The organism is Enterococcus sp. DIV1937, assembly GCF_050535975.1.
Lineage (GTDB): Bacteria > Bacillota > Bacilli > Lactobacillales > Enterococcaceae > Enterococcus > Enterococcus faecalis.
Genome location: NZ_CP172909.1, coordinates 1,719,045 through 1,741,404, shown reverse-complemented (window position 1 = coordinate 1,741,404; position 22,360 = coordinate 1,719,045). Strand labels below are relative to the sequence as shown.

Genomic DNA, 22,360 nt, shown 5'->3' with positions numbered 1-22,360 from the left:
ATGACCACTCATGAAAAAGTGATTCTAGTAGGAGTTGAAACGGAAAAAAATTATCAGACATTTTCTGCATCAATGGAGGAACTGGCGAATTTAACGGAAACCGCTAATGGAGAAGTGGTGTTTGTTTTAACACAAAAACGACCACAAGTTGATCGACAAACCGTAATCGGTAAGGGGAAATTGGAAGAATTAATTCAATTAACAGATGCCTATGAAGCGGATCTTGTTATTTTTAATCATGAGCTCACACCGCGCCAAAATCAACTGTTATCTGAAGCGTTAGCTGTGCGAGTAATTGATCGTGTACAATTAATTTTGGATATCTTTGCTTTGCGTGCGCGCTCCAAAGAAGGAAAGTTACAAGTTGAATTAGCGCAATTGGATTATTTATTGCCTCGCTTGGCTGGTCAAGGAAAACAGTTGTCCCGACTTGGAGGAGGTATTGGGACACGCGGGCCTGGTGAAACGAAATTAGAGTCGGACCGCCGGTACATTCGGAATAAAATCTTAGGCATCCGTCGTGAGTTAAAAGAAGTCACTGCTCATCGTGAACGAAGCCGCCAAAAAAGACAAAATTCAGAACTATTTCAAATTGGCTTGATTGGTTATACCAATGCTGGCAAATCAACCATTCTCAACATGTTGACAACAGCAGGAACTTATTCAGAGGATCAATTGTTTGCAACGTTAGATCCTTTAACTAAAAAATGGCAATTGCCTCAAGGCATGGAAGTTACTCTGACCGATACGGTTGGCTTCATTCAAGATTTACCAACACAACTGATTGAAGCCTTTCAGTCGACATTGGAAGAAAGTCGGACGATGGATTTACTGCTCCATGTGGTGGATGCAAGTGCGCCAGATCGGTTACAACATGAACGCACGGTTCAAACATTGATTAAAGAATTAGCGTTGGAAAATATTCCGTGCTTGACGGTTTATAATAAAAGAGATCAAGTGGACAGCAAAGAATTTGTCCCAACATTATTTCCCAATGTATTGATCTCAACTAAAATTCCTGAAGATAAAGAACGACTGGTTCAGGCTATCCGTGCCCAAATGATGGAATTACTCGAGCCTTATCAATTAGAGATTAGTCCAACTGACGGACAACTATTAAGTGAACTTCGCCGGATGACACTAATGGTTTCAGAAGAATATGCTGAAAATGAAAATCGGTATATCGTGAAAGGTTTTGCGAAAAAAGAGTCTAAATGGTTGGCTGAATCCGAAAAAGAATAAAAAATGGTAAGTTGATTAGAAATGATTTGTAAAAACAAATCATTTCTATTTTTTTGGTTAGCAGGAGAAAATCAGCCATGAAAAGATGGGAAAGTCCATATTTATCAGGTTTTTTGTTTTATGTCAGAAAATATAACATAAGTTCTTGACAATTTGTCATTCTATTGTTATTCTAAGAAATAACTAAGAGAGGAGGATGGAGATGAGAGAAAAAGAGTTACGCCGTTCCATGTCAGTTTTTCCAATTGGTACAGTTATGAAACTAACGGATTTGACCGCTCGACAAATTCGCTACTATGAAGAACAGGGATTGATTCATCCAGAACGTAGTGAGGGCAACCGACGCATGTATTCTTTAAATGATATTGATGTTTTGTTAGAAATTAAAGATTATTTATCTGATGGATTGAACATGGCAGGGATTAAGCGTGTGTATGAAATGAAATTAGAAGAACAAAAAAACACCGCCGAGGCAACTCGTCCGTTAACCGATGCAGATGTTCGTCAGATTTTATACGACGAAATCCTTTCGCAAGGAGGACTTACTCAGCAAAATCCGTTCCAATCGAATGTACCAAGGCTTTAACGTTTCAGCAGCCAATAAAAATGAAGGATGGGGATCAGACCGATGACAAGAAAAGCCAAAACGGCAGAAGAGATTAAACATATTGCAGAAGAAGAAAACGTACGTTTTTTACGACTAATGTTTACCGACATTATGGGAACAATTAAAAATGTTGAAGTTCCTGTGAGTCAGCTAGATAAAGTATTAGATAATAAAATGATGTTTGATGGGTCATCCATCGAAGGATTCGTTCGTATCGAAGAAAGTGATATGTATTTATACCCTGATCTATCTACATGGATGATTTTTCCGTGGGAAAGCGACCATGGAAAAGTTGCGCGCTTAATTTGCGATATTTACAATCCTGATGGTACCCCTTTTGCCGGAGATCCCCGCGGTAATTTAAAACGCGCCTTAGCAGATATGAAACAATTAGGCTTTACTTCGTTTAACTTAGGACCAGAACCAGAATTTTTCCTATTTAAATTAGATGAGAATGGTGAAATTACCACTGACTTGAATGATAAAGGTGGCTATTTTGATTTTGCGCCAACCGATTTAGGTGAAAATTGTCGCCGTGATATTGTTTTAGAGTTAGAAAGTTTAGGCTTTGAAGTGGAAGCTTCGCATCATGAAGTAGCACCTGGTCAACATGAAATTGACTTTAAATATGCGGATGTAGTTGATGCTTGTGACAATATTCAAACGTTCAAATTAGTTGTGAAAACTATTGCGCGCAAACATGGCTTGCATGCAACATTTATGCCAAAACCTTTGTTTGGAATTAATGGTTCTGGTATGCACTGCAATATGTCATTATTTAATGAAGAAGGTAATGTTTTTTATGACGAGTCAGGAGAGATGGGCTTAAGCCAAACTGCGTATCATTTCTTAGGTGGTTTATTAAAACATGCCCGTGCCTATACTGCGGTATGTAACCCAACAGTGAACTCTTATAAACGCTTGGTACCAGGTTATGAAGCACCTGTTTATGTAGCTTGGAGCGGCAGAAATCGTTCACCACTCATTCGAGTTCCTGAATCTCGTGGTTTATCGACTCGTTTAGAATTACGTTCTGTCGATCCTTCAGCGAATCCGTATTTAACAATGGCTGTCTTATTACAAGCAGGTTTGGATGGTATTCGTAATGAACTTACACCACCGCCAGCAGTTGATCGTAACATTTATGTGATGAATGAGGAAGAACGTCAACATGCACAAATTGAAGATTTGCCATCAACCTTACACAATGCCATCAAAGAATTACGTAAAGATCAAGTAATGATTGATGCATTAGGTCGTCACATTTTTGCCAATTTTGTAGAAGCAAAACGAATGGAATGGGCAGCCTTCCGTCAAACCGTTTCTGAATGGGAAAGAGAACAATATTTGGAGTTGTACTAAAAGCCGTTACTTTTAATAATCTTAATGTTTAGAAAGAGGAAGATAAGCCGAAACGCTTATCTTCCTCTTTCGTTCTTTAGTTTGTGAATGAATAGATAATTTCTGTTTCACAAAATAAAGTAATTTTAATTCAGTGAAATAGTTTGTTTATAGGGGATAAAGTGGTTTTTCTCTCAATTTCTCTTTTATTTTTAAGCAAAAAAATTGACAAAATCTTTCATAATTTGTGAAATTCCGCTATAATAAACAAGAATATGCGTGCAACTATTCTATTTTTTAGATATAAAGGATGAGAAAAACATGCGGAAAATGAAAACAATGGATGGGAATGCAGCAGCTGCTTATATTTCCTACGCCTTTACAGAATTAGCAGCCATTTATCCAATAACACCAAGTTCAACAATGGCTGAGCTTGTTGATCAGTGGTCGGCCGAAGGTAAGAAAAATATCTTTGGTCAACCTGTGAAAGTAGTCGAAATGCAATCGGAAGCTGGTGCTGCCGGCGTGGTCCATGGCTCTTTAAAAACAGGCGCGCTTACCACGACCTATACGGCTTCACAAGGGTTACTTTTGATGATTCCTAATATGTACAAAATAGCTGGAGAACTATTACCATCTGTTTTTCATGTGGCGAGCCGAGCTTTAACTACGAATGCTTTAAATATTTTTGGTGATCAAGGAGACGTAATGGCCGCACGCCAAACAGGCTTTGCTATGTTGTCAGAAAGCAGTGTACAAGAAGTGATGGATTTGGCACCAGTGGCTCACTTAGCTTCGATTGAAGCGAGTGTTCCATTTATGAACTTTTTTGATGGCTTTAGAACAAGTCATGAAATTCAAAAAGTGGCAGTTCTTGACTATGAAGAATTAGCACCCTTAGTAAACCAAGAGAAATTAGCCGAATTTCGTCGTCGGAGCATGAATCCGAATCACCCTTCCGTTAGTGGAATGAACCAAAATCCAGATATTCACTTTCAACAACGAGAAACAATAAATCCTTATTATGAAAAATTACCTGGTATTGTTCAAAAATATATGACAGAAATTAACCGGTTACGGGGAACCAATTATGATTTGGTGACGTATTATGGCGCAGAAGATGCAGAAGAAGTGATCGTCACGATGGGTTCAGTTGCACAAACAATTGAACAGACGGTTGATTATTTACAAGAACAAGGAAGAAAAGTTGGCTTCCTTAATGTCCATCTTTATCGACCATTTCCAGTTGAAACATTTCTTGAAAAAATACCACAATCAGTTAAAGCAATTGCTGTCTTGGATCGGACGAAAGAGCCCGGTGCTGGTGGTGAACCGTTATTATTGGATGTCCAAAGTGCGATGTATGAAACGGATATTCGCCCAACGATTATTGGTGGGCGCTATGGTTTAGGTTCTAAAGATGTATTGCCAAATCAAATTGTTGCGGTTTTTGATGAATTAATGAAAGAACGTTCTGCCATGAAGAAGCGTTTTACAATTGGGATTGATGATGATTTAACTTATACTTCATTAGAAGTTGGCAAACCACTTGATTTGACGAATCCGAAAACCTATCAAGCTAAATTTTGGGGCTTTGGTTCTGATGGGACAGTAGGGGCGAACAAGTCAGCAATTAAGATTATCGGTAATCATACAGACAAGTATGCTCAAGGCTTTTTCTATTATGATTCAAAAAAATCAGGCGGGTTGACCGTTTCTCATTTACGTTTTGGCGAGACGCCTATTCGTTCAACGTACCTCATTGAACATTCTGATTTTGTGGCTTGTCATACAGCCGCTTATTTGCATACCTATGATTTAGTAAAAGGGTTAAAAAAAGGTGGTACTTTCCTCTTAAATACCATTTGGAATGATGAACAACTAGCACGATTTTTACCCAATCAATTAAAACGGTATCTAGCTGAAAATGAGATTCAGTTTTATACAATCAATGCAGTGAAATTAGCTAGTGAAGTCGGACTAGGCGGGCGAATTAATACCGCGATGGAAACAGCTTTCTTCAAATTAGCGCAAATTATGCCTTTTGAGCAAGTGTTGCCAATTTTAAAAGAAGAAGCACTGAAAAGTTATGGTCATAAGTCCATGAAAGTTGTCGAAAAAAATATTCAAGCAATCGATAAGACCGTTGAATTGTTGCATCAGGTACCTGTTCCAGCAGAGTGGAGAACGCTTGAAGTTCAACCTCGAAAACATTCAGAAAATGTTAGTGATTTTGTTCATGAAATTGTTGAACCGATTAATCGTCAAGAAGGCAATGCGTTATCTGTTGCGACACTAGCGAAAAATGGGATGACAGATGGGCGGATGCCTTTGGGAACTGCGGCAGTTGAAAAACGTGGAGTTGCATTAGAAGTACCTGAGTGGATTAGCGATCGATGTACTATGTGTAATGAGTGTGCCTTTGTATGTCCTCATGCGGCGATACGACCATTCTTAGCAGATGAAGAAGAAATGACTGAAGCGCCAGAAGGATTCATTGTGCGTGATCTACGTGGTGCCGACGGCTTGAAGTATCGTATCCAAGTCTCAGTCAAAGATTGTACTGGCTGTGGTCTTTGTGTTGAAGCCTGTCCAGCTAAAGGCAAAGCTTTAGTAATGAGACCTTATGAAGAAGAAAAAGAGCAGGCTATGAACTGGGCGTTTGCTATGACATTACGTCAAAAGGAAAACCCGGCAAAACCGAATACTGTTTTAGGTTCGCAATTTAATAAACCTTTATTAGAGTTTTCTGGTGCTTGTTCTGGTTGCGGCGAAACGCCTTATGTTAAATTATTGACGCAAATGTTTGGTGACCGAATGCTGATTGCTAATGCAACAGGTTGCTCATCGATTTGGGGTGCTGCAGCGGGTGTGACACCTTACACTACGAATGAACAAGGACAAGGTCCAGCTTGGTCAAATTCTCTTTTAGAGGATAATGCCGAGTTTGGTTACGGCATGTTGTTAGCAACGCAAGCGCGTCGCGAACGTTTAGCTAGTAAAATGACCAAAGCTTTTTCTGTAGCCAGTGACTCGTTGCGTCTATTGATGGAAGATTGGATAGCACATCTGTCAGAAAGTGAAGGTACGCAACAACGTGCAGCTAAATTACGTGCAGCTTTGCTTGAAGAAAAAACGAATCAACCTTTATTGGAAGCAATTTATGACGATCAAGATCTTTTTGTCAAACCAAGTCAGTGGATGATTGGTGGGGACGGCTGGGCTTACGATATTGGCTACGGCGGTATTGACCACGTGTTAGCTAGTGGCGCGGATGTAAATATGTTAGTTCTAGATAATGAAGTCTATTCCAATACAGGTGGCCAAACTTCCAAAGCAACTCCGGCATCAGCGATTGCGAAATTTGCTGCCAGTGGGAAATATGCCTCTAAAAAAGATTTAGGGATGATGGCAATGACTTATGAAAATGTCTATGTCGCTCAAATTGCCTCAGGTGCAAACCAAATGCAGACGATTAAAGCTTTTGAAGAAGCAGAAAAATTCCCTGGACCATCGATTATTATTGCTTATACACCATGTATTACACATGGTTTAGCAGGTGGGATGAGTCAAACGTTGAAAGAAGCGAAAGACGCAGTTCATTCAGGTTACTGGTCTTTATATCGCTATAATCCATTATTGCGAGAAAAGGGCAAAGAACCAATGACATTGGATTTTAAAAAACCAGATTTTTCATTAATGAAAGAGTTTATGCGCCAACAAGTTCGCTTTGCATCCTTAGAATCTAGTCAACCAGATACAGCGGAATTGTTATTTAATAAAACAATTAATGATGCTAAGAGACGGTTCTATAATTATGCTCGTTTAGCTGGTCAAGAAGAAAAAATTCGAGCAAAACTTGAAAAACAAAGTGAACCAGAAATAAATACGCCAGAGAACGAGAAGCCACGAGTGAAAAAAGAACGCGTAGTTGATCCGGAAGCGGAAGCAAGAAGGGCTGCCCGCCGCGCAGAACGAGCAGCCAAGAGAAAACAACGTGGGCAAGATTAACAAGATTAAATAGAAATCAAAAAAACGTGTCTGAGCTTTTTGCTTAGACACGTTTTTTAGTTAGAAATGCGATTTTTTGATGAAAAATTTCAAGTTATTTGAAAAAGTTCCTAAATTTTTTTGATGTTTCCGCTTGCGTTCTGTGATGAAAGAAAATAATGTGGTATACTTGTTAGGAAATCTTGAGAGAGAAGTGAGGGGTATGATGTCGTTTCAATTGAATCAATTATTAGATTTGAATTATTGGCAGCAAGTCATCTCAACGGATTTCTTATCTAAGGATTTTGTTATCAATATCATAGATATCCTAGTCGTATGGTACCTCGTTTACAAATTAATCATGCTTGTTCGTGGAACAAAAGCAGTCCAACTATTAAAAGGTGTCGCTGTTTTTATCATTATCCGCATTCTAAGTGAGATAATTGGTCTACATACATTATCTTGGTTAATGAATCAAGTCATCATGTATGGTGTAATCGCCGCGGTTGTTATTTTTCAACCAGAAGTGCGAAGAGGGCTGGAACATCTAGGGAGAAGTTCGTTTTTCCGCCCGAATAAAGGTGCGCAACAAGAAGATGAGCGTATTATTCAGGCCTTTGACAAAGCCATTCAGTACATGTCAAAACGGAAAATTGGTGCTTTGATAACCATTGAACGCAATACCGGTTTAGATGAATACATTGAGACAGGTATTGATTTGGATGCCGATATTACTGGTGAATTACTGATTAATATTTTCATTCCAAATACACCACTACATGATGGTGCGGTGATTATCAAAAATGAAAAAATTGCTGTTGCTAGTGCGTATTTACCGCTATCAGAGAGCAATTTAATTCCAAAAGAATTTGGAACGCGCCATAGAGCCGCAGTCGGTATCAGTGAAGTCAGTGACGCCATTACGATTGTTGTTTCTGAAGAAACTGGTGACGTTAGTTTGACATTGAACAATGAATTAATTCCTGGACTAACGCAAGAAGAGTATTTAACAATTTTGCGTAAGGAGTTAATTTCGGAATCATCGGAAGATAAAAAAAGTGCTTTGCAGCATTTTATCGATGATGTAACAAAGGGGGTTAAACGCAAATGAGAAAAGCCTCCCAAAAAAGCTGGTTTAATGGTTTGCTTTCATTGCTGTTTGCATTGTTGTTATTTTTTAATGCCAATGCAACAGGCAATAATCCCTCCAATTCAGGTTCAAGCCAAACGTATAGTGAGACACTGAATAATATTCCTGTCCAAGTCCAATACGATAAAGACAAATATTATGTCTCTGGATTTGAAGAGAGTGTAAATGTTCATTTACGTAGTGCGAACCGCATTCAATTAAACATGGAATCAAATGCTGACACACGAAATTTCCAAGTGGTCGCAGACTTAACCAAATTGCCATTAGGGACTTCGGAAGTGCCTTTGACAGTTCGGGGACTAAGTTCAGCTGTTACAGCTGAAATTGAACCGAAAACAGTGACTGTAACGATTGAAAAGAGAGTAACAAAAAAATTCGATGTAGAAGCACAACTTTCTGATAACATTGAAAAAGAAGGCTACAAAGTAAAAAATATTTCTGTAGATCCAAAAACTGTAGAAGTAACAACTGGAGAAGAAACAGCGAAAGCAATTGACAAAGTGATTGCGCCAGTCTCAAGTGCCAAACAAACAATTGATACGATTAAACAAACGGTAAATGTTCAAGCGCTAGATGCCAAAGGTCAAGTCCTAAGTATCGAAAATCCAGCACCACAAGTCAAAGTAACAGTAGGCTTAACTGCGCCAACAAAAGATGTACCACTGAATGTTAGTATGACAGGTACGCCACCTGCTGGGATCGCTCATTACAATTATAGTTTATCAACGTACCAAGTTAGGGTCAGTGGTCCGCAATCAATTTTAGATACGCTAGAATCAATTGAGGTACCGGTAGATATTTCTGATATTCGCAAAGAAACAAAACAATCAGTGACTATTCCCGTTAATGGAGAATACGTAGTTACACCAGATGAGGTTGACGTTTCTTTGAGCCCCGTGTACAATCAACAACAGTCATCAAATACAAATGAAACTTCAGAGGAACCTGCAAGTTCAACAACGGTTGGCTCAGGTAGCCAAGCAGTACAACCAAGTACATCCAGTCAAGTAGAATCAAATACTTCTGAAACAACAAGTGAGGGATCAACAGTAGAAAGTACAACTGCTGGTTCAACTGAAAATACAGAGAATCAAGTGACTAAGGAGAATCAAAATGGGTAAATATTTTGGAACAGATGGTGTAAGAGGAATTGCAAATAAGGAGTTAACACCTGAATTAGCCTTTAAATTAGGGCGTTACGGTGGTTATGTGTTGAGTCAACATGAAGATAGTTCAAGAAAACCTCGTGTTCTCGTAGGCCGCGATACACGTATTTCAGGTGAGATGTTGGAACAAGCATTGATTGCTGGATTATTATCAGTCGGAATTGAAGTTTTCCAATTAGGGGTGATTTCAACACCTGGTGTAGCATATCTTACTCGTTTACAAAAAGCATCCGCTGGCGTAATGATTTCAGCTTCACATAATCCTGCGGAAGACAATGGGATTAAGTTTTTTGGGGCAGATGGCTTCAAATTAGTAGACGATCAAGAAGCAGAAATTGAAGCATTGTTAGACGCAGAAGAAGACACCTTACCAAGACCTTCTGCAGAAGGCTTAGGCTCATTAGATGAATTTCCAGAAGGCTTACTAAAATATTCGCAATTTTTAGTTCAAAGTATTCCTGGCGATTTAGCAGATATGACTGTTTGTTTAGATGCGGCCAACGGAGCAACTGCAACAGCAGTCAATCGTGTCTTCGCGGATTTAGAGACAGATTTCTATACAATGGGAACAAGTCCTAATGGATTGAATATCAATGATGGTGTGGGTTCCACTCATCCTGAAGCTTTGGCAGAAATGGTTGTTGAAAAAGGCGCCGATGCTGGTTTGGCTTTCGATGGCGACGGTGATAGAATTATTGCAGTCGATGAATTAGGACGAATTATCGATGGTGATAAAATCATGTATATTTGTGCCAAATATTTAGCTGAGAAAAAACGTTTGAAAAAAGATACAATCGTTACAACGGTGATGAGTAATCTAGGTTTCCATAAAGCTGTAGAAGAAATTGGCTTAAAAGATGTGGTAACGCAAGTGGGTGATCGTTATGTTGTAGAAGAAATGCGTAAAAATGATTACAATTTTGGTGGCGAACAATCTGGTCACATGATCTTTTTAGATTACAACACAACAGGTGATGGCATGCTTTCAGGGATTCAATTGTTGAATGTTATGAAGCAAACGGGCAAAAAATTATCTGAATTAGCGGATGAAGTGACGATTTATCCACAAAAATTAGTCAATATTCGTGTCACAGATAAAAATGGTGCAATGGAAGTTCCGGCAATCAAAGCAGTTGTCGAACAAGCAGAAGCAGAAATGAATGGCGAAGGTCGTATTTTAGTTCGTCCTTCTGGAACAGAACCATTGTTACGTGTGATGGCCGAAGCGCCAACACAAGAAAAAGTTGATTATTACGTTGATAAAATTGCTGAAGTAGTACGTGCAGAAATCGGCGTTGAATAAGAACAAATTAGAAACCAGACACTTAATGCTAGCTTGCGTTAAGTGTCTGGTTTCTTTGTTGGAAATCAAAAAAAGAAAATAGCTAATAAGCTCCGTCTATCATTGACATAGAGCGGTTAAAAGGGTACTATTTTAGAAGTAAGATGCACCGCGTATCTTCTTTTTTTATTTGATAAAATCAAGAAGGGAGCGGCTGTAAATCAATGGAGTTATAGAATGGAGGAGCGAAATGAAAGAAAAAATGTCCGTCAAGACAATTGTAGCAATTGGAATTGGCTCTGCAGTTTTTGTTATTTTAGGTCGATTCGTTGTAATTCCAACTGGGATTCCTAATACGAACTTAGAAACGTCGTATCCATTTCTTGCTTTAATGTCAGTTGTTTTTGGACCAGTAGCTGGAGGGCTAATTGGTTTGATCGGTCACACGTTAAAAGATTTTACCACGTATGGTAGCGCTTGGTGGAGCTGGATTATTTGTTCAGGAATTATTGGTATTATTTTTGGCTTCGCTGGTCGTAAAATGGATCTTCAACATGGTGAATTTACAACAAATGACATGGTGCGTTTCAATATTTTCCAAGCGTTTGGTAATATCGTCGTTTGGGGTTTAATCGCGCCTAGCTTGGATATTTTGATTTATAGTGAACCCGCAAGTAAAGTATTTACACAAGGCGTATTCGCGACTGTTTCAAATATTGTCGCTGTGGGGATTATTGGAACATTGTTGATGAAAGCTTATGCATCAACAAGAACAAAGAAAGGCAGTTTATCAAAAGATTAAGAAACTGTCGAAATAATTTAAATGGTTAAGGGTCTGCCCTAGTAATTACTTTGCTAATGCTCAGACCCTTTCTTTTATGGAGAAACTGAGGTGAGGCCGAATGAAAAAACCAATCATTACTTTTAATAATTTTTCCTTTCAATATCATAGCCAATCTGAACCGACATTAAAGGGGATTCAATTAACCATCTATGAAGGAGAAAAGGTTTTAATCGTTGGGCCTAGTGGTAGTGGTAAATCAACATTGGCGCAATGTATCAACGGGTTAATTCCCAATATTTATGAAGGTGAGATTCAAGGAACAGCTACGGTTGCTGGTAAAAATATCCAAGAAACAAGTCTATTTGATTTGTCTTTTGATGTAGGAACTGTTTTGCAAGATACCGATGGGCAGTTTATCGGTTTAACGGTTGCTGAGGATATTGCTTTTGCTTTAGAAAACGATGCAGTTGAACAAGCAGAAATGAAAAAAGCGGTCCACAAATGGTCCGAGATTGTTGAGCTGAATCAGTTATTGCAACACCGTCCACAAGATTTGTCAGGTGGTCAAAAACAACGTGTATCTATGGCGGGCGTTCTAATTAACCAATCAAAAATTTTACTTTTTGATGAACCTTTGGCTAATCTTGACCCTCGAGCGGGACAAGAAACAATGACTTTGATTGACACCATTCAACAAGAAACAAAAGCGACTGTTTTAATAATAGAACATCGCTTAGAGGACGTTCTTTGCGAATCAGTTGATCGAATTATTGTCATGAATGAGGGCGCAATTATTTCTGACACAACACCAGATGAATTGTTACGTCAAGATACGTTGACCCAACAAGGGATTCGTGAACCTTTGTACGTTACAGCCATGAAATATGCTGGGATTGATTTAACACAAGTTAGTCATTTAGACAAATTAGCCGAAGTATCAGGCGAAATGGTTTTGCCTAAAATGACACAGTGGTCTGTCCAACCTAGTTCAGTTAGTGCAGTCAAAGGAGCTGAACTATTACGTTTGGAACAAGTGTCCTATCAATATGATCGTCACGGTGAAAAAGTGTTAGATGACTTCTCAGTAACTATTCATCATGGAGAAATGATTAGCATTGTAGGAAAAAATGGTGCCGGGAAGTCTACGCTTTCTAAAATAATTTGCGGGTTCATCACGCCTCAATCGGGCAAGATTTTATGGGAAGGACAGGATTTTTCCAATTATTCAATCAAAGAACGTGCAGATAAAATTGGTTATGTGATGCAAAATCCCAATCAAATGATTTCTAAAAAAATGATTTTTGAAGAAGTAGCTTTAGGATTAGTTTTACGAGATGTGCCACAAGCAGAAATTGAGGAACGTGTGACGAATATTTTACATATTTGTGGGCTGTATCCCTTCCGGAACTGGCCGATTTCTGCGTTGAGTTTTGGGCAGAAAAAACGGGTAACTATTGCATCAATCTTAGTTTTAGAACCTGAATTATTAATTTTAGATGAACCAACAGCTGGACAAGATTTTAAACATTATACAGAAATGATGACATTTTTAGAAGAATTGAACCGCTTAGGTGTGACTATTTTAATGATCACTCACGATATGCACTTAATGTTGGAATATACAACACGTGCGTTAGTAGTTTGTGATGGACGTTTACTAGCAGATGCGACTCCAGTTGCTGTTTTAACAGATGAAAAATTAATTCAAGCAGCTTCTTTAAAAGAAACAAGCTTGTTTACCTTTGCTAAAGCGTTAGGCTTGGAAAATCCCTTGCTATTTACGGAAAAATTTGTTGCTTACGATCGTGAGGTGCGTTTTGGATGAGTGAACGACAAATGTTAGGCTATCATCCTGATTCAACCTGGATTCATCGCTTAAACGGCACAAGCAAATTAGTCTTTTTAATCGTTGTCTCTGTGGCTTGTATGACCACGTATGATACTCGTTATCTGTTAGGAATGTCTGTGGTTTCGCTTGTTTTGTTAAAATTATCAAATATTAAATGGCATCAAATATCTTTTGTTATTAAATTTATTGCTATTTTTTCTTTGTTAAATATCTTAACGGTTTACCTTTTTGCACCTGAATATGGGGTTGATTTATATCAATCACGTACCGTGATTTGGGAAGGAATCGGACGGTTTACTTTGACACAAGAAGAATTATTTTATGAATTTAATTTAGTTTTAAAATATTTCTGTACGATTCCGTTGGCATTAATCTTTTTATTAACAACAAATCCTAGTGAATTTGCCTCCAGCCTGAATCGAATTGGTGTGAGTTATCGGATTAGTTATGCAGTAGCGCTGGCTATTCGTTATATTCCCGATATCCAAGAAGATTTTTTTAATATTTCTTTAGCACAACAAGCGCGAGGTTATGAGATGTCTAAAAAGGGACGGTTAGGCCAACGAATCAAAGGCGTAGCACAAATCGTTTTACCCTTAATCCTATCTAGTTTAGATCGAATTGAAACTGTGAGTACCGCTATGGAATTAAGGCGTTTTGGTCAAAAGAAAAATCGAACGTGGTATGCGCAACAACCTTTTCATCTGCGTGATTTTTCGGTAATGTTACTTGCCTTATGCTTATTAGGAATCAGTTTCTGGTTGTTCCATGTGAATGGTGGCCGGTTTTATAATCCATTCCAATAAATAACAAATTGATAAGGTTCTATAAATAGAACGGATATTTTTTTATTATTAAGAATCTAGTACTTTCGCTTACTATGAGTGTACTAGATTCTTTTTTTGCAACTTTAAAGAACTAGACCAATTTTCGGTTTTTAGATTTTTGTTGACAAGCACCTACTTTTAATTGTATGATTGTTTATGTTTCTACGGAATATATTTACAAAGGAGGTATATAGACCAATATCGGATAGCGCCAGACCTGAACGTTCAGGTGACGAGGAGAGAGCTTATCGAAGATTCGGCGGGTGGCTCTAGGGACTGCACTCTACAGATAACAAAGAAAAACTAATTGTGAAGTTAGAACAAAGCGGTTATCACGCAGGTAGAAACATATAATGGGATTTGCTAGTTAAACAGGACCTAGTAAATACAGAATTTCAATTGGAAAGTAGGAATTAGCATTATGTGTGGAATTGTCGGAATGATTGGAAAAGAAAATGTCACGGAAAGTTTGATTCAAGGATTAACAAAATTGGAATATAGAGGTTATGATTCTGCTGGGATTTGTGTGAATGATCAAAGCCAACAGCCCCATGTAGTTAAGGCAGTTGGGGGCATTGCCGATTTAGCAGCAAAATTAACGCCAGAAATCGATGGAACAGTTGGTATTGGTCATACTCGTTGGGCCACTCATGGCGAACCAACTGTCGCCAATGCACATCCCCATGTTTCAAGCGATCAACGCTTTGCATTAGTGCATAATGGTGTCATTGAAAACTTTGAAGAATTAAAAGAACAATTTTTAAGTGGTGCTCACTTAATTGGTGATACAGATACTGAAATCGTCGTTCAATTAATTGCTCATTTTGCTGAAAATGGTTTTTCAACAAAAGATGCTTTTAAAGCGGCTTTAGCCGAAATTAAAGGTTCATACGCTTTTGCATTAATGGATAAAATGGACCCCAATACTATCTACGTAGCGAAAAATAAAAGCCCGTTACTTATCGGTCTAGGTGAAGGCTTTAATGTTATTTGTAGTGATGCGATGGCGATGATTAAAGAAACCAATCAATTTGTTGAGATTGTTGATGGTGAAATTGTAACTGTTACAGCGGACAAAGTAGTAATCGAAACGCCAGAAGGACAAGTAATCAACCGAGAACCTTTTGAAGCGCAATTAGATTTAAATGACATTGAAAAAGGAACATATCCGTTTTATATGCTCAAAGAAATTGATGAACAACCTGCAGTGATGCGCAAAATTGTTCAAGCGTATACTCAAGGTGAAAAAGTGACTTTAGATGAGGCGTTACTTGAAAAAATTAATCAATGTGACCGAATTTACATTATTGCTTGTGGAACAAGTTATAATGCAGGTTGGGTCGGAAAATCTTTAATTGAAACGATTGCCAGTATTCCTGTGGAAGTTCATTTATCAAGCGAATTTGGCTACAACATGCCTATTTTATCTGAAAAACCGTTCTTCATTTTCTTAAGTCAAAGTGGTGAAACGGCAGATAGTCGCCAAGTACTGGTACAGGTTAATGAATTAGGGCATCCATCACTTACATTAACAAATGTTGCTGGCTCAACATTATCACGTGAAGCGGACGATACCTTGTTATTACACGCAGGACCAGAAATTGCTGTCGCTTCCACCAAAGCTTATACTGCTCAAATCGCTGTCTTAGCTATTTTAGCAAAAGCAATTGGTGAAGAACGCCAAACATTAGCAGCCGTCTCATTTGATGTGGCTCACGAATTGAGCGTGGTAGCAGCTGTCATGGAAACCTTGATTGATGAAAAACAACAAATGAAAGCCTTAGTGGAAGATTATCTGACGTATACTCGAAATGCCTTCTATATCGGGCGAGGAGTCGACTATTATGTGTCGATGGAAGCGGCCTTGAAGTTGAAAGAAATTTCCTACATTCAAGCAGAAGGCTTTGCGGCAGGTGAATTGAAGCATGGAACGATTGCCTTAATTGAAGAAGGAACACCTGTGATTGGGATTGTGACAGATGCCAAAGTCGCAGCCCATACAAGAGGCAATTTAAAGGAAGTCGAAAGTCGTGGAGCAAGAAATATTGTGATTGCTTTGGAATCCTTGGCAAAACCACAGGACCAACTGATTATTCCAGATGTTCATCCGTTACTTTCTGCCTTAGTTAGCATTGTTCCAGGCCAATTATTAGCGTACTATGCAACCTTACAAAGAGGCTACGATGTTGATAAACCAAGGAACTTAGCCAAAAGTGTAACTGTTGAGTAAATCAAGAACCTGAGAGAAAGATGTTCAACGGGTTTTCATGAGTTTTAATATCTGAGACAAAAATCACTTTAGATTTTTGTCTCAGATATTTTTTATAAAAGAAAGATATTCAGTCAAAAATGAAAGATTCCAAAGAAATTCTTTTTTTCCGTTGAAAACTGTTTGCATTTTAGCAAAATTAGATATAATTAATAAGAACCGAAAAATAAGAATTAGCCAGTGAGGTAACTTTGTTTGAAAGAAAGCAAAAAGTAGGTTAAGCTGAAAAGTGCTAATTTATTTAACAAAAAAAGATTGTGAGTTGTTTGATATGGATCAGTTTAGTACATTAACTGAACAAGAATTTACTACCTTTGCAATGACACATCCTGCAGGTAACTTTTTAGAAACACCCGAAATGAAACATTTATTGGAACGACGTGGCTGGCATTGTGAATACGTTGGCGTCAAACGAGAAGGGCAACTAATTGCTGCGTGTATCCTAAGCAAGAAAAAAGTCAAAATTGGTTATGCTTTCGACATTGACGGCGGAATTTTGATGGATTATACAGATAAAAAATGTGTAGAAGCCTTTTTCACAGGCTTAAAAAAATATGTGAAAAAAAATGATGGCCTTTATTTAACCTTTACTCCAAATAAACAAATTTGTTTACGTGATTTTAATGGCGGTGAAGTTGAAAAGGTCAATCAAGAAACATTTGACTATTTCACATCAATTGGTTTTGAACACCAAGGGTTTGATGTGCACAATTTTGATGGCGCGCCACGTTGGCTGTTTGTCAAAGATATGGCTGGATTAACAGAAGAAGATCTTTGGAAATCTTATGGAAAAGATGCTAAATATGACATCAAGAAAACATGGGAATATGGAGTAACAACCCGAGAACTTCGTTACGAAGAGTTACCTCTCTTTAAGAAATTAACGGAAGAAACAAGTGCACGACGTAATTTTGAAGATAAGGATTTAGCTTATTACCAAGCTGTTTATGAAGAGTTTGGCGAACGAGCGAAATTTATGGTGGCGGAACTAAACTTTGCTACTTATTTAGAAAATCTTCATGAGAAATTACGCAAATTACAAGAGACGCTCAACGAAGTCAATGAAGCGTTAATTGCCAATCCTAAAAGCCGTAAAAAAAATAACCAGAAACGTGAATTTGAAGATGAAGTTCGTACCGTGCGCAAACGGATTGACGAAGCTAAAGAAATGAAAACATCAGATGAACCTGAAATTTTAGCAGGCGCCTTATTCATTGTTCATCCACAAGAAGTTGTTTACTTGTTTAGTGGTACGTATGAAAAATATAAACAATACTATGCACCGTATTTAATTCAACATAAAATGTTAACTTACACAGTAGAAAATAACATTCCCAAATATAATTTTTATGGCGTTGACGGTGTCTTTGATGGAAGTGATGGGGTTCTTAAATTCAAACAATCCTTTGGTGGTCATGTCGAAGAATTAATGGGCAATTTCCAATGGAAAGCCAAACCAATGAAATATGCCTTATATCACGCATTAAAAACAATTAAAGAAAAAGTCTAAAATTAAAACCCAATCCTAAAAAAGGAATGGCAAAGTGAGGCGTTTAAATGGAAAATCAAGTCGAGGTTATGACGTATGCACAGTTAAAAGAAATTATGCAGGTGTTAGAAGCAAACGAAGCGATTACAGAAGATACAAAAGTCTTTATTGATACAGGCTGGGATAGCGTGCAAGAAGTAGCACCAGATGCAGTCAGTATTGAAAAAGTTGCTAAATTTACAGTAGCAGATGTTTTAACAAACGAAAGTTTTGCTGGGTATAGTTTAGAAGAAAAGGCGGAGAAGATGAACGCTGAAGGCGACCTAGAAACGGCAATTATTATTCGTAATCTTTACTAAAAAAGTCCGTTTGAATAGTTAAAATCGAGGTCGGGACAGAAGTGTATAGCTCCGAGCAACGCGTAGTGTTGGTTCTGTTCCCGCCGGTTATCAGGTTTTGAGCCTGGAGCAAAAATCCAAAGGGATTTTTGTCCCAGGCTCATCTGCTTTAAATAAGAAATAAAGGAGGTTAGATATGAGTACCATTCATGAATTTCCAAAAAACTATGAACGTTTTATTGCACAAGGAGAAGAAGCACTTGTAGAACATAATCAGATCGCCGCTTTAGAAAATTTTCAACAAGCCTATCAGCTACAACAAACGCCGCCAGTAAACCAAAAAATTGTCCAATTATTGTTGGAAATGGGTGAAGCTGACGAAGCACTAGCATTGGCAGAAGCGTTCCAAGAGACTTATTTTGAGAACCTTGAAACAGCGGCAATTTATATGCAAATTTATAGTCAAAGTCGTCGCTTTATTGAAGGGTATATTTTATTGAAGCAATTACTTCAAACTAAAAAAATAACGCTAGCACAACAAAAAACGTTAGAACAGCAATTAATGCAAGTGGAAGAGGCGTATCAACAATTAGAAACGCAGCAAATTCAAGCAATTAAAAGGAACTTGTTAGTAAGCGATCAATTGCCCGTTTATCAACAATTAGCGAACATTAAAACCAGTTTATATTTGCCTAAACCAGTATTTGTGGAAGTCGCAAAAGATTTAGTTATGAACCAAGCACTTAGTTATTTTGCTCGGGAATGGTTCATTGAAGAATTAGCACTGTTGCAATTTTCAGAACCACTGACTTTTCTTTGGTATGACAATCAGCCTCAGACAGTTTTACTAGAAGGAAAAACTGGACCGTTAAATACGCCGATCTATTCCGAAATTTGTACTGAACTTAGGAATCGTTTAGAAAATGATGATCCAATTATGCTGCAGCATTTGGAAGAAGAAATTCGGTTGCATCTTGCCTATTTGTATCCATTAGCAGAAACGGTTATTTCAGATCCAACTATCTGGGTCTGGGGTTATTTGGCAACCTATTATCCTGAATATATTGAAAAAGAATTGACTGAAGCAAAAGGCCATCAAATCGATGCTGTTCAAAAAGTTCAACAGGCGATACGAACGGCATTTACACAAATAATGCTTTAAAAAATGGCACGTCCTAAAAGCGAGGACGTGCCATTTTTTCGGTTTCAGAAATTTGCTGAATCTGCTCTAATTGCTTTTCTTGACTGATTATTGCGGATAATAGAAAAAAGCAAGACAGAAATAAGTAAAAAGAATTCCTTGAATCAAGCAAATCACAACGAACAATGGCGTTGCTCCTGGAAAAGAATCAGAAATCCGTGTAATTAAAAATTCAACTAACCATAAAATAATTGAAAATAAAAATAATTTTTTCTGACGAGTTCTCATAGTCCGCAACAACCTTTCTGGTGATTTTCACTTCTCTATCATAACATAGAAAACGAGCTGTTTTTTCTCAAAAATTTTGTTACTTCATAAGAAAAATGGGAAATAAACAAGTTTCAGGAAGTAATAAATGTACCCGAAAAGAATACTTAATCCATCTTAATCAAACCATACAGTCACGTTTATTGCAAAAGAAGTGTTTTTGGATGGAACAAATTATTTCATAAACACAAATATTTCTTTGTTGTTTGTATAAATGTCATAAAAGTGATTACTTACTACTTTTTGATTTTTAGACATATCCGTATCGGTCAGTGGTACCATCTCTACTCCTAAATTCGATGAAGTATTGAACCAAACGTAATTAGGGAAGTATAGACCGTCATTTGGTGGCACAATTTTTGAAAGAATTGGGTAGTTTCGACTTGTATTAGCATAAACAGTTGAATTTTTGAAAAACGTATTTAAATAAACTTTTTTTCGTTCGTTTGTTACAACATTTTTTAAATCATCTGTTAAAACAGCTGCTTGGCGATTGAATGCTTCTTTTTGATAGTTTAATGTGGAAGAATACACCAAAACAAACGATAAAATATAATAAGATAACAAGCTGGCCACAAGTAACGAAGTTAGATAAATTGCTTTCACTTGTCGATTGTTAAATAAACTTAACATGCTGATTGTAACGAAAACAGCAAATCCGTAAATATAGCGAGGCGCATCACCTGCGATATTCCTTGAATAGACAATAAAAATACCAAAACTTAAGAGAGAAGCAAGTCCTAAATACAAGATACAATAAAGGAAACTTAAGCATAAGTTGATTTTGCTATTTGATAGATGACTAATAAAAAATAAAACAAGCAGTAGGAGCAGTAATAAAAGCCATAAACGATTACTCTGGTTCAATAGCTCTGAAAAATAATGGTAACTATTTTGATAAGCCACACTGGGAATATCGTGCAAACTTGGTAAGGCCTGACTGCCCCCAATGTTGTTTGTTGCGGAAGGTACAAATTTTAACTCGATAAGGTAGCTGACTATAGAAAGTAGATAAGCGATAGCAGCAAGTGCGACTTTTTTACAAAGAGCAATGAAATTTTCTCCAGCAAGTAACTGCTTGAAAGTAAGGAATAAGACGATAACTATATAAATTCCTGACGAGGCTTGGTAAGTATTAAACATAACAAACAGTGAAAAGGCAGAAACCAAGAAAAACGTAAAAGAATTACGCTGCCACCAATAAAAAGGAAGAAACGAACAAAAAATACTCAATGCCATATAGGGACTATCAAACCTGAAACTAAGACATTGAAGGAACCAAGGATTGAGGCCAATTAAAGTAGCTACTAAAGAGGAACCCCAGCTAATTTTTTGGTCATTGATGATATAAATAGCCAGTATGCTTGTGAGAGATAAGATAAGACCTGTTAGAATCGGTGTGGTCAAGCCCAGATCTGTCAAATGACGACTTCCTTGAACAAACCATGAGAGAAATTCACTGCCCCAACGTGCGTAAGTCGTACCAAAATCTGTCATTCCAGCGACTTGGCGAGCATTATCATCTAAGTAAGGGAAATTGATAATGCCGATGGATAAAACTGCCACTTGATAAATTAAAATGATCAATAGAAGATAGGCTTTATTTTCAATACACCAATTCTTTAAATCAAATTTTTTTGATTCTGTAGGTAATTGTTTCATCATTGTACTCCACTCCAATAATTATTTAACAATTAAAATATACCATAACGAGTGGAATGAAGAAATTGCTTTTGTTATTTTCTCATCTTGACAGAACACTAAGGGTAGGCAAAACAAAAAAATCCCAACTCTTTATTAAAGAGTTGGGATTTTACCAAAAAGCCACCTGCCGGGCTTGAACCGGCGACCCCCACCTTACCATGGTGGTGCTCTACCAACTGAGCTAAGGCGGCACTTTCAAAGGCTAAACTAACTCGAGGATTGCAACGAAGTGAACCCCATAGAGTTCATTTTCAAAGGCTACACTGCGACGAGTAATCGTCAAAGTTCCTTTTAAAAAATCGTACAAATCTCGTGCACAAGAAATAGAATAACGTATAGACGAAAGTTTGTCAATTGCTCTTTCGTAAAAAAAGAAAAATGATTTTTTTCTAAGAAAAACTGTTGACAATCTCTTTTTTCTCTAGTAAAGTGTAAATCAACATCACAGATAACTATTCATTCGTTGAAGAGAAGAGTAAATTTTGATGACCTTCAAAAGAGAGTCCTGATTGGTGAAAAGGGACAAGGTTCAGAAAAGTTGAAGATGGCCTCTGAGAATAAATTGCTGATAAGTAAGCAATTTCGGCTAAGCACCCGTTACCATGTGCACCAAGTTAATAAAGACTTGGATAAGAGATGAGATATAAAGAATCAGTTATATTTCGAAAAAAGGTGGTACCGCGAATCATTCGCCCTTTACTAGCAAAACGCTAGTGAAGGGCTTTTTGCTGTGAATCACTACGACTGGCGCGAAGCGACAGAGTAGATGCTGTCTGCGGTTACTCGACGCAGGATGGCCTTTGTAAGTGATGAACAGTACAAGCTGTTCGAAGGGCAAGTTGTGTCATTTACAC

General features: G+C 37.6%; 16 protein-coding genes, 1 tRNA gene and 1 other annotated feature. Of the genes, 14 read left to right on the top strand and 3 right to left on the bottom strand.

What is annotated here, in order from left to right; all coding sequences use genetic code 11:
* The 14 genes from hflX (at position 1) to IGL13_RS08345 (ending at position 19,496) form a co-directional block, all read left to right on the top strand.
* Positions 1-1,242, top strand: coding sequence for a GTPase HflX (gene hflX, locus IGL13_RS08410; protein ID WP_002378498.1), 1,242 nt, complete (start codon positions 1-3; stop codon positions 1,240-1,242).
* A 202-nt stretch (positions 1,243-1,444) separates the two neighbouring features.
* On the top strand, positions 1,445-1,828 hold the full coding sequence (locus IGL13_RS08405; RefSeq protein ID WP_002388239.1) for a MerR family transcriptional regulator: 384 nt from the start codon (positions 1,445-1,447) through the stop codon (positions 1,826-1,828).
* 42 nt (positions 1,829-1,870) lie between these two features.
* Positions 1,871-3,211, top strand: coding sequence for a type I glutamate--ammonia ligase (glnA, locus tag IGL13_RS08400; RefSeq protein ID WP_002378497.1), 1,341 nt, complete (start codon positions 1,871-1,873; stop codon positions 3,209-3,211).
* A gap of 258 nt (positions 3,212-3,469) precedes the next feature.
* A complete protein-coding gene (gene nifJ, locus IGL13_RS08395) occupies positions 3,470-7,201 on the top strand; it encodes a pyruvate:ferredoxin (flavodoxin) oxidoreductase (RefSeq protein WP_002401819.1) in 3,732 nt (1,243 codons plus the stop codon).
* Between the two features lie 205 nt (positions 7,202-7,406).
* Positions 7,407-8,291, top strand: coding sequence for a diadenylate cyclase CdaA (gene cdaA, locus IGL13_RS08390; protein WP_002389035.1), 885 nt, complete (start codon positions 7,407-7,409; stop codon positions 8,289-8,291).
* Positions 8,288-9,451, top strand: coding sequence for a CdaR family protein (locus IGL13_RS08385; protein WP_002356934.1), 1,164 nt, complete (start codon positions 8,288-8,290; stop codon positions 9,449-9,451). The genes cdaA and IGL13_RS08385 overlap by 4 nt, the downstream gene beginning before the upstream one ends.
* Complete coding sequence (gene glmM / locus IGL13_RS08380; RefSeq protein WP_002356936.1) at positions 9,444-10,799, top strand: phosphoglucosamine mutase; 1,356 nt, start codon at positions 9,444-9,446, stop codon at positions 10,797-10,799. Before IGL13_RS08385 ends, glmM begins: the two co-directional genes overlap by 8 nt.
* Before the next feature lie 229 nt (positions 10,800-11,028).
* The gene (locus IGL13_RS08375; protein WP_002356937.1) at positions 11,029-11,580 is read left to right on the top strand and encodes an ECF-type riboflavin transporter substrate-binding protein; all 552 of its coding nucleotides are present in this window, start codon (positions 11,029-11,031) and stop codon (positions 11,578-11,580) included.
* A gap of 100 nt (positions 11,581-11,680) precedes the next feature.
* Positions 11,681-13,387, top strand: a complete 1,707-nt coding sequence (locus tag IGL13_RS08370; RefSeq protein ID WP_002378495.1) for an ABC transporter ATP-binding protein — start codon at positions 11,681-11,683, stop codon at positions 13,385-13,387.
* Positions 13,384-14,217 (top strand): energy-coupling factor transporter transmembrane component T family protein, encoded by an 834-nt coding sequence (locus IGL13_RS08365; RefSeq protein WP_002359933.1) that lies wholly within the window; start codon positions 13,384-13,386, stop codon positions 14,215-14,217. The genes IGL13_RS08370 and IGL13_RS08365 overlap by 4 nt, the downstream gene beginning before the upstream one ends.
* A gap of 442 nt (positions 14,218-14,659) precedes the next feature.
* Positions 14,660-16,468 (top strand): glutamine--fructose-6-phosphate transaminase (isomerizing), encoded by a 1,809-nt coding sequence (glmS, locus tag IGL13_RS08360; protein ID WP_002356940.1) that lies wholly within the window; start codon positions 14,660-14,662, stop codon positions 16,466-16,468.
* Positions 16,469-16,778: 310 nt separating this feature from the next.
* On the top strand, positions 16,779-18,017 hold the full coding sequence (locus IGL13_RS08355; protein WP_002359935.1) for an aminoacyltransferase: 1,239 nt from the start codon (positions 16,779-16,781) through the stop codon (positions 18,015-18,017).
* Between the two features lie 47 nt (positions 18,018-18,064).
* Positions 18,065-18,355 (top strand): hypothetical protein, encoded by a 291-nt coding sequence (locus IGL13_RS08350; RefSeq protein WP_002356942.1) that lies wholly within the window; start codon positions 18,065-18,067, stop codon positions 18,353-18,355.
* A gap of 175 nt (positions 18,356-18,530) precedes the next feature.
* The gene (locus tag IGL13_RS08345; RefSeq protein WP_002378492.1) at positions 18,531-19,496 is read left to right on the top strand and encodes a hypothetical protein; all 966 of its coding nucleotides are present in this window, start codon (positions 18,531-18,533) and stop codon (positions 19,494-19,496) included.
* A gap of 87 nt (positions 19,497-19,583) precedes the next feature.
* Here IGL13_RS08345 and IGL13_RS08340 read toward each other — a convergent pair whose 3' ends face one another.
* The 3 genes from IGL13_RS08340 to IGL13_RS08330 all read right to left on the bottom strand — a co-directional run bounded on the left by IGL13_RS08340 (position 19,584) and on the right by IGL13_RS08330 (position 21,697).
* On the bottom strand, positions 19,584-19,763 hold the full coding sequence (locus tag IGL13_RS08340; protein ID WP_002401818.1) for a hypothetical protein: 180 nt from the start codon (positions 19,761-19,763) through the stop codon (positions 19,584-19,586).
* 213 nt (positions 19,764-19,976) lie between these two features.
* Entirely contained in the window at positions 19,977-21,467 is a 1,491-nt protein-coding gene (locus IGL13_RS08335; RefSeq protein ID WP_002401817.1) for a glucosyltransferase domain-containing protein, read from the bottom strand.
* A 157-nt stretch (positions 21,468-21,624) separates the two neighbouring features.
* Positions 21,625-21,697, bottom strand: a tRNA-Thr gene (locus IGL13_RS08330).
* A gap of 263 nt (positions 21,698-21,960) precedes the next feature.
* Positions 21,961-22,206, top strand: a binding site (T-box leader).
* The last annotated feature ends 154 nt before the right edge of the window (positions 22,207-22,360 follow it).